The organism is Streptomyces sp. NPDC055966 (assembly GCF_042269865.1).
Classification (GTDB): Bacteria; Actinomycetota; Actinomycetes; order Streptomycetales; family Streptomycetaceae; genus Streptomyces.
The window spans coordinates 82,634-97,029 of sequence record NZ_JBHJYK010000010.1; the positions used below are offsets into that span (position 1 = coordinate 82,634).

Consider the following 14,396-nt stretch of genomic DNA (forward strand, 5'->3'; position numbering starts at 1 on the left):
GCAGGCCGGGCAGGTGAGCGCCTGAAGGCTCGGGTCACCCCTTGACCGCTCCCGTCAGCATCCCCTTCTTGAAGTGCTTCTGGACGAACGGCGACAGGACCGTCACCGGCAGCAGGGCCATGACCATCACGGCCATCTGTACGGCCAGCCCGGACAGTTCGCCCGTCTTGATGGCCTGCCCCAGCCCCACCGGGGCCTGCTGCTTCTGCACCAGCTGGATCATGACGTTCTGGAGCGGCATCTTGTCCTGGTCGTTGAGGTACAGGGACGCGTTGAACCAGGCGCTCCAGTAGCCCACCGCGTAGAAGAGGGTGATGACGGCGAGGACCGCGCGCGACAGGGGCATGACGATCTGCCACAGGATCCGGAAGTCCCCGGCCCCGTCGATGCGCGCGCTGTCGATCAGCTCCTGCGAGATGCCCATGAAGAACCCGCGCAGGACAAGGATGTTGAAGACGCTCACCGCGCTCGGGAGGATGAGGGCCAGGTAGCTGTTCATCAGACCCAGGGACTGGACCAGCAGGTACGTCGGGATCAGGCCCGCGCTGAAGAACATCGTGGCCAGCAGGAACATGAGGAGCCAGCGGTGCCCGAGGGTGCCGATGCGCGAGAGGCCGTAGGCGCACAGGACCGACACGGCCATCGAGAACAGCGTGCCGACCAGCGTGACCAGGACGCTGATGACCGCGGCCCGGGTGACCTGGCCGCCGCTCAGCAGTTCCTTGTACGCGACGAACGTGACGCCCTTCGGGATGATCACCAGTCCGCCCGCCCGGTCGATCGTCCTGCGGGACGACAGGCTGGTGACGATCACGATCCAGAGCGGGAAGAGGATGCCGAGGCAGGCCAGGGTCAGGACCAGGCCCTTGCCGGCGAGACCGGCCCTGCCCGGTTCCTCCTCCCACACCGGGCGGGGCGGCGCTGCCCAGCGGGACGGCGGCCGCTCCGGGACCGGCGGGCTGTCGATGACGGCGGTCACTTCTTGTACACCCCCTGCTCGCCCATGAGATGGGCCACCTTGTTCGCGGCGAGGACCAGGCCGAGGCTGACCACGCCCTTGATCAGACCGGCGGCGGCCGCGTAGCCGAAGTCCTGGTTGCGGACGCCGTTCCACCAGACGAAGGTGTCGAGGACCTCCGCCGCGCCGGGTCCGACGGCGTCGCGTTGCAGCAGGATCTGCTCGAAGCCGACGGTCAGGGCGTCGCCGACCCGCAGCACCAGCAGCAGTGCGATCACCGGTCGCAGTGCGGGCAGCGTGACGTGCCACATGCGGCGCCGGCGGCCGGCGCCGTCCATCGCCGCGGCCTCGTACAGATCGGGGCTGACCGAGGCCAGTGCGGCGAGGAAGATGATGATTCCCCAGCCCGCGTCCTTCCAGATCCCCTCGGCCGTGACGAGGAACTTGAAGGTGGACGGGTTGGTCATGATGTCCAGCCCGTTGTAGCCGTGCCGGCGCAGCAGCTGCGACAACACGCCCGCGCCGCCGAAGAGCTGCTGGAAGACGGCGATGACCAGCACCCACGAGAAGAAGTGCGGGAGGTAGAGCACGGCCTGGGCGAAGGCTCTCACGCGCGGTCTGACCACACTGTTGATGAGCAGCGCGAGCAGGATCGGCACCGGGAAGAACAGCACGAGCTGGAGGACGAACAGGACCAGGGTGTTCTTGACGGCGCTCCAGAAGGCCGAGTCCGCGAAGATCTGCCGGAAGTTGTCGAGACTCACCCAGGCGCTGTGCAGCATCGAGACGATGCCGTTGTCGCTGACGTAGGGGTTGTAGTCCTGGAAGGCGACGATGTTGCCGAGGATCGGCAGGTAGTTGAAGACCAGGATCAGCAGGACCGCGGGCAGTGTCATCAGCAGCAGGACGCGGTCACGTCCGAATCTGCGGCGCAGGCTCGGCTTCCCGCTCACCGTCCTCTTCCCGCTCGCTTTCCTCTTCCCGTCCACCGCCTCCTCCCCGTCCACCGCCTCCTCGCGGGTCCTGCCCGCGCTGTCGTCCGCCCCGGCCCTGCTCCGAGGCTCCGTGCTGTGGGACACGGCCGTCTCCTCGCCTCGTGCCTCGCCTCAGCCGGCCGCCGTGCCGTTCTCGTCGAGCAGCTTCTTGTACCAGTCGCGCAGCTTGTCCCCGCCCTTGCTCTTCCAGTCGGAGACGGCCTGCTGCATGTCGCTGATCTTCTTGCGGCCGCGGGTGATGTCGTCCTCCAGCTGCTCGAAGTCGTTGCCGAGGTCGGTGTAGCGGGACGGCTCGGTGATCATCTGGCCGTAGAAGCTGGACTTCCTGGTGAAGGCGCCCATCCGCTGCTGCCACTCGACCTGGGCCTTGGCGACGTCGGGGAAGTCGGGGTGGGCGATGGTGGCGGCGGGGCTCGCGACCATGACGTAGGCGTTGAGCACCTCGTTGTTGCCCTGGGTGGTCTTGACGGGAACGCCGTTCCTGACCGTGTAATCGGCGCCCTGGACACCGTAGTTGGTGGCCATGTACTCCTTGGTGCCGTACGGCGCGGCGGTGACGTCGGCGACGGCCAGCGCGTCGCGGATCACGGACTCCGAGGCCTTCTTGTTGACGAAGGCGAAGATGCCGGCGGGTTGTTCGGCCCACAGGTGCGGATCGCCGCCGTCGTGGCCGAAGATGTCCATGCCCCAGATCCTGTACGACGGGTTCTGGGCGGCCTGTTCGGCGGTGCGGCTCCACCACTGGCTGATGTTGTTGGGGTAGATCAGGAACTCGCCGGCCGCGAACTTGGGGCCCGGGTCGGGGGCGTTCTTGCCCATCAGGGAGTCGGGGTGGACGTATCCGGCGGCGAAGAGCTTGCGGGTCCACTCCAGCGCTTCGAGGTACTCCTCGGTCTCGATGCGGTTGATCATCTTTCCGTCGACGAGGTTCCAGCCGAGCGGCTTCTCGCTGCCGGAGAGCACGCCGAACATCTGGAACGCGGTCCACTTCATGTCCGTGCACGCCCAGCGCTTGGCCCTGGCGTTGGTGATCTCCTTGCACAGGGCCGTGAACTCGTCCGCCGAGCGCGGTACTTGATACCCCTGCTTGTCGAAGATGTCCTTGCGGTAGAGGGGCACGATGCCGGTGACGTACGGGGCGGGCTGCGGCAGGCCGCGCAGTTTGCCGCCGATGATGCAGCGCCGCCAGGCGTCGGTCGGGATCGCGGCGAGGTTCGGGTAGTCCTTGACCTTGTCGCCGGAGAGGTAGGGGCCGAGGTCGGCGAACTTGTTGATGATGGCGGTGGGTATCTTGCCGCCCATGTTCCAGCTCGGGACGACCACGACGTCGGGGACGTCGCTGGAGGCGAGGACGGCGCCGAGCTTCTGGTCGTAGGTGTTGCCGTCCTGGTTCTGCCAGACGACGTCGACGCCGGTCATGTCGTTCATCGCCCGGTAGTAGGCGTTGTCGCCCTTGGGCGGGGAGCCCCAGAACGGCGACATGATCGTGACCTTGCCGCCCTTGCCGAGCTTCTTGGGCACCGAGGTCTTCAGGGCCGCCAGGTCGGTCTTGCCGGTGAAGCCGATCGCCGAGCCGTTCTTCGCGGGGATGTCCGGGGTCACCACGGTGTTCGCGACGTAGGTGGGCAGCAGTTTCCGGTCGCCCTTGCCGCCGGAGGTGCCGCCGCCGGACCCGCTGTCCGACGCCCCGCAGGCGCTGAGCAGCGGCATGCCTCCGGCGACCACCGCGGCGGCGACCGCGGTGGAGGCGAGGAAGCTCCGCCGGCTGGGAGATTCTCTCCGGCCGGGCGCGGAGGAGGCGGAGGCGGCGTTCGGCGTCATTGCATCAATCCTTCGAGGTCAGTCGAAGCGCTTCGATGTTGCTGCGAGGTTAAGTGAACACATGGGGGCGCACAAGGGTCGCTCCCAAGATTTCCGCGATGCGCCGGGCCCTTGCCCGAGCGCCAACACCCCGTGCAGACTTGGCCGTATACGAGTGTTGATCAGACACGGCACCTTGACACCCCGGCCTCTCCCGTCCGAGCATCGAAGCGCTTCGAAAGCATCTCACCGCTCCATTCGCAAGGGGAACCGCCCGTGACCGTTGACCCGCCGTCCGCCCCGCCGTTCCGCGATCCGCATCTGCCCTTCGCGAAGCGCATCGACGATCTGCTGGCGCGGCTCACCCTGGCCGAGAAGATCTCCTTCCTGCACCAGTTCGCGCCGGCCGTCGAGCGCCTCGGCATCGCCGCGTTCCGCACCGGCCAGGAGGCACTGCACGGGGTTGCCTGGATGGGCCCGGCGACGGTGTTCCCGCAGGCCGTCGGGCTCGGCGCGACCTGGAACCCGGAGCTGGTGCGGCGGGTCGGCGAGGCGGTGTCCCGGGAGGTCCGCGCGATGCGGGCGCGGGACGAGCGGGTCGGCCTCAACGTCTGGGCGCCGACGGTCAATCTGCTGCGCCACCCGCTGTGGGGCCGCAACGAGGAGGGCTACTCCGAGGACCCGAAGCTGACCTCGGCGATCGCCACGGCGTACACGCAGGGCCTGCGCGGCGGCCATCCGCTGTACTGGCGCACCGCACCCGTCCTGAAGCACTGGCTGGCCCACAACAACGAGACGGACCGGGCCACCTGTTCCGCCTCCGTCCGCCCGCGTGTGCTGCACGAGTACGATCTGCGCGCCTTCCGCGAGACGGTCGAGGCGGGCGCGGTGGCCGGGGTGATGCCCGCGTACAACCTGGTCAACGGCCGCCCCAACCACGTCTCCCCGTATCTGCGCGACCCCCTGCGCACCTGGACCGAGGAGGAGCTGCTGGTCTGCTCGGACGCGGGCGCACCCTCCAACCTGGTCGACGCCGAGCACTACTTCGACACCCACGAGGAGGCCGTCGCGGCCGCCCTGCTGGCCGGCGTGGACAGCTTCACCGACCACGGCACGGACGGCTCGCAGATCACCGGACGCCTCGAAAGGGCTTATGAGAAGGGCCTGTTGACCGAGGCGGACATCGACACCGCCGTACGCCGCCAGCTCTCCGTGCGCTTCCGGCTCGGCGAGTTCGACCCGGCGTACGACCCGCACGCGGGCACCGGCGAGTTCGACACCCCGGCGCACCGGGAGCTCGCGCGGGAGGCCGCCGAGCAGGCGGTCGTGCTGCTGAAGAACGACGAGGACCTGCTGCCGCTCGCGCCCGACACCCGGATCGCGGTGGTCGGCCTGCTCGCCGACGAGTGCAAGCTGGACTGGTACAGCGGCAGCCTCCTGCACCGCTCCACCCCGCTGGAGGGCCTGTACGAGCGGTTCGGCGCCGCGCGCGTGGAGTTCGCCGAGGGCGTGGACCGGGTCCGGCTGCGCACCGCCGCCGGGGCGTTCCTGCACGTGGCGCCCACGGACGCGCCAGCCGAGGCGCGGGGCGCCGAGGGCGCCCTCGACCCGGCGCTGCTGGCCGGCCGCACCGATCTGCCGCCGCTCACCACGGACCCGGCCGGCACCGAGTTCGCGCTGGTGGACTGGGGTGAGGGCGTGCTGACCCTGCGCGCGCCGGACGGCCGGTATCTGTCGGTGGCCGACGACGGCTACGTCCGCGCCTCCGCCGACCAGCCCGGCGGCTGGGTGGTCCAGGAGACGTTCCGCCTCGAACCGCACCACAACGGTCACCTCCTCAGGCATCTGGGCACGGGTCGCCATGTCCAGGTCGCCGCCGACGGCGTGAAGGTTGCCGACGCCGAGGGCTCCGGCGACGTCTTCGAGGTGATCACGGTCGAGCGGGGCGAGGAGGCCGTGGTCCGGGCGGCCGAGCAGGCGGAGGTGGTGCTCGTGGTCGCGGGCAACGACCCGCACGTCAACGGCCGCGAGACCGAGGACCGTACGACCCTCGAACTGCCCGCACACCAGCGGCGGTTGCTGCACGCGGCCCGCGCCGCGAACCCGCGCACGGTACTCGTCCTGACCTCGGCCTACCCGTACGCGGTCGACGTGGCGCGGCTCCCGGCCGTCGTGTGGACCGCGCACGGCGGCCAGGCGGCGGGCACCGCCCTGGCCCGCGTCCTGGCCGGCGACGTCTCCCCGGCGGGCCGGCTCCCGCAGACCTGGTACGCCGCCGACGCCGACCTGCCCGGCCTGCTGGACTACGACGTGATCGGCGGCCGCCAGACCTACCTCTACTTCGACGGCCTCCCGCTGTTCCCCTTCGGCCACGGCCTGTCGTACGCGTCCTTCGGCTACGGCGATCTCGCGGCGACTGTCGCGGGCAGCGCGCTCCGCGTCCGCTGCACGGTGACGAACACCGGGGACCGGGCGGCGGACGAGGTGGTCCAGCTCTACGGGCGGGCCGCGGACCCGTCGGTGCCCCGCCCGCGCCGGGAGCTGCTGGCCCACCGCCGGCTCGGTCTCGCGCCCGGCGAGCGGGCCGAGGTGACCTTCGAAGTGCCGCTGTCCGCGCTGGAGTTCTGGGACGTGGCGCTCGGCGGCCCGCGCCTGGAGACCGGGCCGTACGACCTGCTGGTCGGCGCGTCCAGCGAGGACATCCGGCTGCGCACGACCGTGCACGTGGACGGCGCCCCGCCGGCCCCGCGTCCGGTGGTCCGGCGGGGCCTCGCGGGCGCGGACTTCGACGAGCAGTCGGGCATCGCGATCGTGGACCGGACCCGGACGGCGGGCGACGCGGTGACCGCGGCGCACGGCGGGACGGGCGAACTGGTCTACCGTGCCTGCGACTTCGGCCCGGGCGCGACCGAGGTGACCGCACAGCTCGCGGGCGAGGGCGTCCTGGAACTCTCCCTGGACGGCGGCCCGGTGCTCGCGGCCCTGCGGCTCGACACCCCCACCGACGGCCCGTACGCCTACACCACGCTCGGCGCCGGGCTCGTCGCCGAGGGCGTGCACGACGTCCGTCTCAGGCTGCGCGGCCCGCTGCGGCTCGCGCACGTCGGCTTCTCCGGCTGAGGGTCCGGAGGAGACCGACGACAGTGAAGGGGCCCGGCACCGAAAGGCAGCGGTGCCGGGCCCCTTCACCTGCTCAGGACGAATGTCAGCCGCGGCTCGCGCGCGCGAGGGCCGGCACGAAGGTCAGGGCGTTCAGCGTGCCCACACCCGTGGCCATGTCGTAGCCGTCGACGGCCTTGTAGCCCTTGACGCCCTGGTAGCTGTTGTCGGTGCCGTCGTTGACGTCGACGACGCCGGAGCCCTTGCGACCCATGAGGGTGTAGAGGGCCTGGTTGATGTCGCCCACGCGGTGGCCGCCCGCCTGGTCGGCGAGGGCGACGATGCCCGAGAACAGGGGGCTCGCCTCGCTGGTGCCGCCCGCGACGTCCCAGCCGGTGGCGGTCGGGTCGTAGCTGGAGTAGGTCCAGGCACCGCCGTTGACCGCGGCGGCCATCGAGATGTCCGGGGTGCCGCGGCGGGTGCCGACGACGTTCCGCACGCCGTTCTGGAAGGCCGGGCGGGTGAACACGTGCGACTGGCCGCCGCCGCCCGCGCCGTTGTCGTTGTAGACGCTGTCCGGCTTGACGCGCGTGCCCTTGTCGTTCAGGTGGAGCTGGGTACCGCCGATGGAGGTCACCAACGGGTCCGAGGAGGGCCAGGAGTTGACGCGGTACTTGTAGTAGCCCTTGCCGTCCGCGGTGGCGTCGGTCGCGCCGCCGTCGCCGGAGGAGGCGAGGACGGTCACGTGCTTGCGGGCGGCGTCCTCGAAGGCGTACCGCAGCTTCTTGATGCTGGAGAAGTCGCCCTTGTCGAAGCCCGGGAAGGTGTTCTCGGTGGCGCCGAAGCTCTGGCTGATGACGTCGCCGACCCCGTGGTCGATCATGTACTTCTCGGCGTCCATCATCTCCGGCAGACCGGTGGTGCCCTCGGTCTCGGCGACGGCCGTCTCCACCAGCACGATCCTGGCGTCCGGCGCGACGGCGTGCGCCATCTCCACGTCGAGCGTGGTCTCGCCGGCCCAGCCGGTCATGTCGGAGTTCTTCGGGTCGAACGGGGGCACCTTGCCCCACTTGACCACGTTGACCTTGGCGCTCTTCATCCCGAACTGCTTGCTGTACACGTCGAGATCGTGCTGGATCGTCGGCGAGCCGAACGAGTCCACGATGACGATCGTGCGCCCCTTGCCCGTGATGCCCTTCTTGTACAGCGCGTTGAGGTTGTACGCGGTTCTGTACTGGAGCGGGTTGTAGCAGTTGATGTGCCACTTGGCCTGGCACTGCGCGATGGGGAGGGGGCTCGCGACGTCGCGAGCGAGGGTGTGCCCCGCGATGGCCGGCTGCGCGAAGGTGTGCGGTACGCCGGCGGGCGCGGCGGCGGTGGCGCCGGCCGAGGAGACGGTCGCCAGGCCTGCGGCGACCAGTGCGGCGGTGGCGGCGGTGGCGGCGAGGCCGCGCCCGGTACGGGCTATGTGCATGTGTTCCCCTGAGTGGTCCGAAGTCGGACGTAGATCGGTCGCCTAAGTCGACACGGAACCCCACGGGTGAGTCATGCACAGAACAAGATAATTGACCCGCTTATGCCAAATCCTTTACCGGAGCACATCATTCAGCGGGAACACGAACGGCCGTTCCCCGCGCACGCGAACGGCCGCGACCCCCGCACAGTGGGCCGCGGCCGTCCAGTCCGACCTGTCCGTGGCAGGTCAGAGCGCGAGACCGGTGAGGACCAGCACGCGCTCGTATGTGTAGTCCTCCATCGCGAACTTGACACCCTCGCGGCCCACGCCGGACTGCTTGGCGCCGCCGTACGGCATCTGGTCGGCGCGGTAGGACGGGACGTCGCCGATCACCACGCCGCCGACCTCAAGGGCGCGGTGGGCGCGGAAGGCGGCCTGGAGGTCACGGGTGAACACGCCCGCCTGGAGGCCGTACTTGGAGTCGTTGACCGCGGCGAACGCCTCGGCCTCGCCGTCCACCTTCTGCACGCTGAGGACCGGTCCGAAGACCTCCTCGCGGGCGAGGGTGGTGCCGGCCGGGAGGTCGGTGAGCACGGTCGGCGCGTAGGCGGCGCCGTCGCGCTTGCCGCCGGTGAGCAGCTGGGCACCGGCCTCGACCGCCTCCGCCACCCAGGACTCGACACGCTTGGCCGCGTCCTCGCTGACCAGCGGGCCGACGTCGGTCGCGGCGTCGCTCGGGTCACCGGTGTTCTGCGCCTCGACGGCGGCGACGATACGCGGCAGCAGCCGGTCGTAGACCGACGCGTCGGCGATCACGCGCTGCACGGAGATGCAGGACTGGCCGCCCTGGTAGTTGGAGAAGGTCGCGATGCGGGTCGCGGCCCAGTCCAGGTCGGCGTCGGAGGCGTAGTCGCCGAGGACGACCGCGGCGCCGTTGCCGCCCAGCTCCAGCGTGCAGTGCTTGCGCGGCACCGAGTCCATGATCGCGTAGCCGACCTTCTCGGAACCGGTGAAGGAGATGACCGGCAGGCGCTCGTCCTGGACGAGGGCGGGCATCTTGTCGTTGGCGACCGGCAGGATCGACCACGAACCGGCCGGCAGGCCCTCGGTCTCGGCGAGCAGGTCACCGATGAGCAGGCCGGAGAGCGGGGTGGCGGGCGCCGGCTTCAGGATGATCGGCGCACCGGCCGCGATCGCCGGGGCGATCTTGTGGGCGCACAGGTTCAGCGGGAAGTTGAACGGCGCGATGCCGAGCACGACGCCCTTCGGGAAGCGGCGGGTCAGCGCGAGGCGGCCCTGGCCGCCGGCGTCGGTGTCGAGCCGCTGGGCCTCGCCGCCGTTGAACCGCCGGGCCTCCTCGGCCGCGAACCGGAACACGGAGACGGCACGGCCGACTTCCCCTCGGGCCCACTTGATGGGCTTGCCGTTCTCGGCGGAGATCAGCTGGGCGATCTCCTCGGTGCGCTCGGCCAGCCGCTTGCTGACGTGGTCGAGGGCGGCGGCGCGCACGTGGGCCGGGGTGGCGGCGAACTCGTCCCGCACGGCGTACGCGGCGGCCACGGCCTCCTCGACCTGGGCGTCGCTCGGCACGGCGACCTTGCCGACGAGCCGGCCGTCCCACGGGGAGGTGACGTCGAGGGTGTCCTCGCCGGTGACCTGGCGGCCGGCGAGCCAGAAGGCGTGGGTGGAAGTCATAGTGCGAGTCCCGGCCCTTCCGCGTTGGAGGTGTGCTGCTTTCGTGCTCCACGGTAGGGCTGGGGCGTCCGGCGGTCGCTTGTCCGACTCGTAGCAGTCGGGGCGGTGGGTACGCCGTATTGGCGAGGTGAGGTGGCGGGTCGCGCGCCACCGCTCACTCCGCCGAGGTCGCCTTCAGGGCGAGCCACAGCTCCATGCGTACGTCCGGATCGTCCAGGGACCGCCCGAGGATCTCCTCGACCCGGCGCATCCGGTACCGCAGCGTGTGCCGGTGCACACCGAGGTCCGCGGCGGCGGCGTCCCACTGTCCGTGCCGCGACAGCCAGGCCCGCAGCGAGGCGACGAGATCGCCGCGGCCGGTCGCGTCGTGCTCGTGCAGCGCCCGCAGCAGCCCGTCGGCGAACGCCTTCACCGCGTCGTCGGCCAGCAGCGGCAGCACCGACCCGGCGGCCAGCCGCTCGTGCTCGACCAGCACCCGGCCGCGCCGCCGGGCCACCGACAGCGCCTGCTCGGCCTGCTTGTAGGCCGCCGCCGCGGCGATCGGCCCGGCCGGTGCCGACAGACCCACGACCAGCTCCGCCTCGTCGCCCCCGGTACGCTCCGGCGCCGCCCGCGCGGCCTCCAGCGCCGCCGCGTACCGGGTGCAGGCGGCCACGGCCGCGCCCGCGTCGGCGGCCAGCACCACCAGCCGCTCCCCCTCGGGCACGACCAGCACGGCCTCGCCGGAGCGGGCGGCGGCGGACTCCACGCTCTCCGCGAGCCCGCCCAGGGGATCCCCACCGCTGTCGGCGACGACGGCGGTGCGGCCGGGGGCATCCGCCTGCGCCCGTGCCGCCGCACCGGACGCGGACTCGGCGACGATCATCCGGAACGGCGCGTCGAGGAGTCCGCCGTACAGGTCTCCGGCGACGGCCCGGGCGTGGTCGGGCTCCCCGGCGAGCAGCATGCGCAGCACGGCCGCGCCGACGCGCTGTTCGGCCGCGTGCAGGGAGCGGGAGCGTTCGGTGGTGAGGGTGAGCAGCGCGATGGCGGAGTGCACGGCGTAGCGCTCGGCGGTGCCGAGGGCGGCGGCGGTACCGACGGCGAGCGCGGCGCGCGGCCGGCGCCCCGTGCCGAGGGAGTGCAGCTCGACCCGGTCCTCGTGCTCGGGTCCGCCCACCACGGACGACGCGGGCGCGGGCCGCTCCCGCAGCCGTTCCACCTCGGCGGTCAGCCGCGCGGCCCGCCGTCCCGCCCACTCGGGCGCGGCGGCGACGACGGCGCCCGAGGCGTCGTACAGGGCCGCCCACCCGTCGACCTGCGCGGCGAGCGCCCCGAGCAGCCCCTCGGGGCCGGCGTTGAGCGTCTGCTTGGTCAGCTCGCGCTGTGCGGCGAACCCCGCCGTGACGGCACGGTACTGGTCGGCGGCGATGGCGGCGGAGACGGCCTTGCTGATGGCGAGGAAGGGTGTGCGCCGCGGCACCTCCAGCAGCGGCAGCCCCTCCTCGCGCGCGGCGTCGACGAGCGCCTCGGGAATCTCCTCGTAGTTCACCCCGACGGCGAACCCGAGCCCCACGACACCGGCCCCCACCAGCCGCTTCACATAGCGCCGCATGATCTGCGGATCCTCCGCGTCCAGCTTGAGGGCGGTGATCAGCAGCAGCTCGCCGCCCTCCATGTACGGCACGGGGTCGGCCAGCTCGCTCACGTGCGCCCAGCGGACGGGCACGTCGAGGTGGTCCTCGCCCGCGCGCACCGTCAGCTTGAGCGCGGAGTGGTGGACGAGCGAGGCGAGCGTGGGGGGCATGGGTCCTTCACGGTGAGGGGGCATCCACCGGTCTCGGCGATCTCGGCGGTCTCGGCGATCTTTTGGCCGCCGCGTATGAACGGCCCACCCCGATTCTGCCTCACCGTACGAGCCCGCGCCGCCCCCTCACCCCCGCAGATCCACGAGCAGCGGCGGCGCGTGCTCCCCCCGCACACTGGTCAACGACAACACGGCATGCCCCGCGGGCACCCCGTGCGCCAACTCCGAGGCCGACCACCGCTCCCGCTCGACCTGGCGGACGGTGACGGCGTCCGTGGTCACCGGCTTGCCCGTGCCGAGTTTGCGCACCGCGTGGAGCACCCGGGTCAGCGGCTGGTTCGCGTAGACCGTGTGTTTGGCGACCTCCTTCGTCTCCACCCACTCCGTGCCCCACGCCTGCGCGAACAGGGCACCCTCCAGGGTGGTGATGCCCGGGAAGGCCGCGTGGCAGCCGACGGCCGCGATCAGGGGCTGCCTCAGGTGCTCCGGCACATCGGCGAGAGCCCGCAGGCTCAGGACCACACCGGCATGACACTCCCGCAGCCTGCGCAGGGCACGCACCGAACCGGCGGTGATCGCGTGCGTCGCGTCGTCCAGCACGAGGCAGGCGAACAGGGACCGGTCGGGGCGTGTGGCCATGCTCGCCGCGAACTGGGCGAGGAGCAGCCGGGCCAGCAGTTGGGCCGCTTCCGGGTGGGCCCGTTCCGGCAGGTCGATCCGCACCCGCAGCGGGTGGTCAAGAGAGCGCAGAGTGAACGGCCGGGCATCGGCGGAGGTGTCGAAGAATCCGGCAAAAACCGGGCGGTCCAGACAGCCGAGCCGGTCGGCGAGCATTATCCCGGGGTCTCCCGGGACCCCTGCCTGGCGCACCCGCGCGTCAAGTTCCCGGCGCTGTGAGGAGTGTGTGTCCGGGTCGAGCATCTGCTTCAGCCGGTCCAGCACCGACGGCTCGCCGTCCAGCAGGCCCCGCAGTTCGGGTACGGACGGGAACCGGCCGTGAGCGGCCCGGAAGGGCCCCAGAAGCTGGGCCAGCACGGTCCCGGCACGCCGCAGGTCGAGCTCGGCCCAGTCTCCGGCGAGGACGTCGGCGAGGAGCGTGGCCGCTTCGTCGGGATCATCCGTGCCGCCGTAGAGATCGAGGTCGTACTTCGACGTCCGGTCCCCCGGCTTGATCACGACGTCATACGCCTGATCTGCCCCCATGGCCGTTCCGGCGGCACACACCATGACGAGCGCCGCCTGCCCGGCGAGGGCCTGGAGCCCGAGGGACTCGGCGACGGGCCGCACCAGGCGGTCGGTCTTGCCCGAGCCGGGCGGGCCGACCGCCAGAAGCGACGTGCCCAGCGTCGCGGGGTCCACGGCCGCGCCCGCGGCACGGTGGCCGGACGGCGTGCGCTCGACGTCGGCGTACCGGCCGATGCGCACCTGCGAGGTCAGCAGGTCGTGGGTGGCCGTACGGACCGGAAGGTCCCGCTGTCCGGAGGGGTGCAGGCAGGCTCGGGCGCCGTCGCGGAGCACGGCCGAGGAGAACGCGTCGAGGCGGGCCGGGTCGGCCAGCACGGAGCTCCAGGCCCGGCGGATCCGCGCACAGTCCACGTCGTTCATGCGCCCCGCGCGCCCCTCGTCGGCCAGCCGCTCGGCCAGCCCGTTCTGACCGTGGGCAAGCAGCTCGGGCCAGTCCGTACCGGTGGCGGGCCCCGCCGGCTGGCCGTTCGCGGTGGCGGTGCGGGTGCCCTGCACACTACGGAGCAGCCCCAGCCAGTCCCCCACCACCGCGAACGGCACGAGGATCAGCACCATGAGCACGGTCTTCAGGATGTTGAGCCGGTCGATCGTGGCGTGAGGATCCCCGGGCGGGAAGAGCCAGTCGTACGGTGTCAGCCCCGTAGCGAGCGTGTAGTACGGCAGCAGCCCGCGCCAGGCAATCAGCCAGGCGATGAGCCCCCCGAGGACGGCGGCGCGCAGGGCGCGCGACGGCTGACGGTGTTCCGTCACGTACCGCTGGAGGACTTCCTTCCAGTTGCCCACGCGTGCGAAGTAGTAGAGGACGAGGGTGGCGAAAAGGCTGTCGTAGACGGCTCCGGCGGTGAGCGCCGCACGGGGCGGGTGGAGACCAGCCCACCAGTCGGACGGTGTGACCAGCTCCAGCAGGACCCGCTTGTGGGGTACCAGGTTGTTGTTCCACAGCGACCACACGAGCAGGGCGGCGACGAGCGCGCCGACGGCTCCCGTCAGCAGCGCCCGGTCGGAGACCCGGCCGGCGGCCTCCTGGGAGCGGGGCCGGTATCCGAAGCGCCAGACGCCGGCGGAGGCTTCCGGACGAGGAGTGCGCAGCCAGGTCAGGAACGCCGGCCCGTCGGGCTTGGGCGGAACACCAGGTGGCACCGCGGGCATCGGCGGTACCCCTCCCTCCAACGGCGTAGCCGGGCGTGGTACCGGGTGCGCATGCGTGCCGCGTGCGTCGCGTGTGCCGTCGCTGTCCATCGCCCTTGCCCCCTGACCAGCCGTTCCGTCCACCGTCAGCGAGCCAATCTAACGCCCCCGCAGGGGGAGTTCACCGATTACGGGGCCGACAGGGCCGGGCGGGCGGGTGGAATGCGGGCGAAC

The 14,396-nt window shown here is 71.5% G+C and carries 8 protein-coding genes; 1 reads left to right on the plus strand and 7 read right to left on the minus strand.

Annotated features, from left to right (window positions below; all coding sequences use genetic code 11):
• Positions 1–34: 34 nt before the first annotated feature.
• The 3 genes from ACFC8N_RS22115 to ACFC8N_RS22125 all read right to left on the minus strand — a co-directional run bounded on the left by ACFC8N_RS22115 (position 35) and on the right by ACFC8N_RS22125 (position 3,774).
• Positions 35–979 carry a carbohydrate ABC transporter permease gene (locus tag ACFC8N_RS22115; protein ID WP_356024434.1) on the minus strand — a complete coding sequence of 315 codons (945 nt, stop codon included), beginning with the start codon at positions 977–979 and terminating at the stop codon, positions 35–37.
• Entirely contained in the window at positions 976–1,947 is a 972-nt protein-coding gene (locus ACFC8N_RS22120) for an ABC transporter permease (RefSeq protein WP_376289432.1), read from the minus strand. The genes ACFC8N_RS22115 and ACFC8N_RS22120 overlap by 4 nt, the downstream gene beginning before the upstream one ends.
• A 117-nt stretch (positions 1,948–2,064) precedes the next feature.
• Positions 2,065–3,774, minus strand: coding sequence for an extracellular solute-binding protein (locus tag ACFC8N_RS22125; RefSeq protein WP_376289212.1), 1,710 nt, complete (start codon positions 3,772–3,774; stop codon positions 2,065–2,067).
• 255 nt (positions 3,775–4,029) lie between these two features.
• Here ACFC8N_RS22125 and ACFC8N_RS22130 point away from each other — a divergent pair, with 255 nt between their 5' ends.
• Positions 4,030–6,873, plus strand: coding sequence for a glycoside hydrolase family 3 C-terminal domain-containing protein (locus ACFC8N_RS22130; RefSeq protein WP_376289214.1), 2,844 nt, complete (start codon positions 4,030–4,032; stop codon positions 6,871–6,873).
• 85 nt (positions 6,874–6,958) lie between these two features.
• Here ACFC8N_RS22130 and ACFC8N_RS22135 read toward each other — a convergent pair whose 3' ends face one another.
• The 4 genes from ACFC8N_RS22135 to ACFC8N_RS22150 all read right to left on the minus strand — a co-directional run bounded on the left by ACFC8N_RS22135 (position 6,959) and on the right by ACFC8N_RS22150 (position 14,183).
• Complete coding sequence (locus ACFC8N_RS22135; RefSeq protein ID WP_362821940.1) at positions 6,959–8,326, minus strand: S53 family peptidase; 1,368 nt, start codon at positions 8,324–8,326, stop codon at positions 6,959–6,961.
• 228 nt (positions 8,327–8,554) lie between these two features.
• A complete protein-coding gene (locus ACFC8N_RS22140; RefSeq protein WP_376289216.1) occupies positions 8,555–10,003 on the minus strand; it encodes an aldehyde dehydrogenase family protein in 1,449 nt (482 codons plus the stop codon).
• Between the two features lie 154 nt (positions 10,004–10,157).
• A complete protein-coding gene (locus tag ACFC8N_RS22145; protein ID WP_356024448.1) occupies positions 10,158–11,789 on the minus strand; it encodes a PucR family transcriptional regulator in 1,632 nt (543 codons plus the stop codon).
• 126 nt (positions 11,790–11,915) lie between these two features.
• Complete coding sequence (locus tag ACFC8N_RS22150; RefSeq protein ID WP_376289218.1) at positions 11,916–14,183, minus strand: ATP/GTP-binding protein; 2,268 nt, start codon at positions 14,181–14,183, stop codon at positions 11,916–11,918.
• Between the last annotated feature and the right edge of the window lie 213 nt (positions 14,184–14,396).

What these genes read in the sequence shown, in the direction of transcription:
- ACFC8N_RS22150 (WP_376289218.1), bottom strand. Translation starts at nt 14,183, where the DNA reads ATGCCCGCGGTGCCACCTGGTGTTCCGCCCAAGCCCGACGGGCCGGCG.
- ACFC8N_RS22125 (WP_376289212.1), bottom strand. Translation starts at nt 3,774, where the DNA reads ATGACGCCGAACGCCGCCTCCGCCTCCTCCGCGCCCGGCCGGAGAGAA.
- ACFC8N_RS22140 (WP_376289216.1), bottom strand. Translation starts at nt 10,003, where the DNA reads ATGACTTCCACCCACGCCTTCTGGCTCGCCGGCCGCCAGGTCACCGGC.
- ACFC8N_RS22145 (WP_356024448.1), bottom strand. Translation starts at nt 11,789, where the DNA reads ATGCCCCCCACGCTCGCCTCGCTCGTCCACCACTCCGCGCTCAAGCTG.
- ACFC8N_RS22135 (WP_362821940.1), bottom strand. Translation starts at nt 8,326, where the DNA reads ATGCACATAGCCCGTACCGGGCGCGGCCTCGCCGCCACCGCCGCCACC.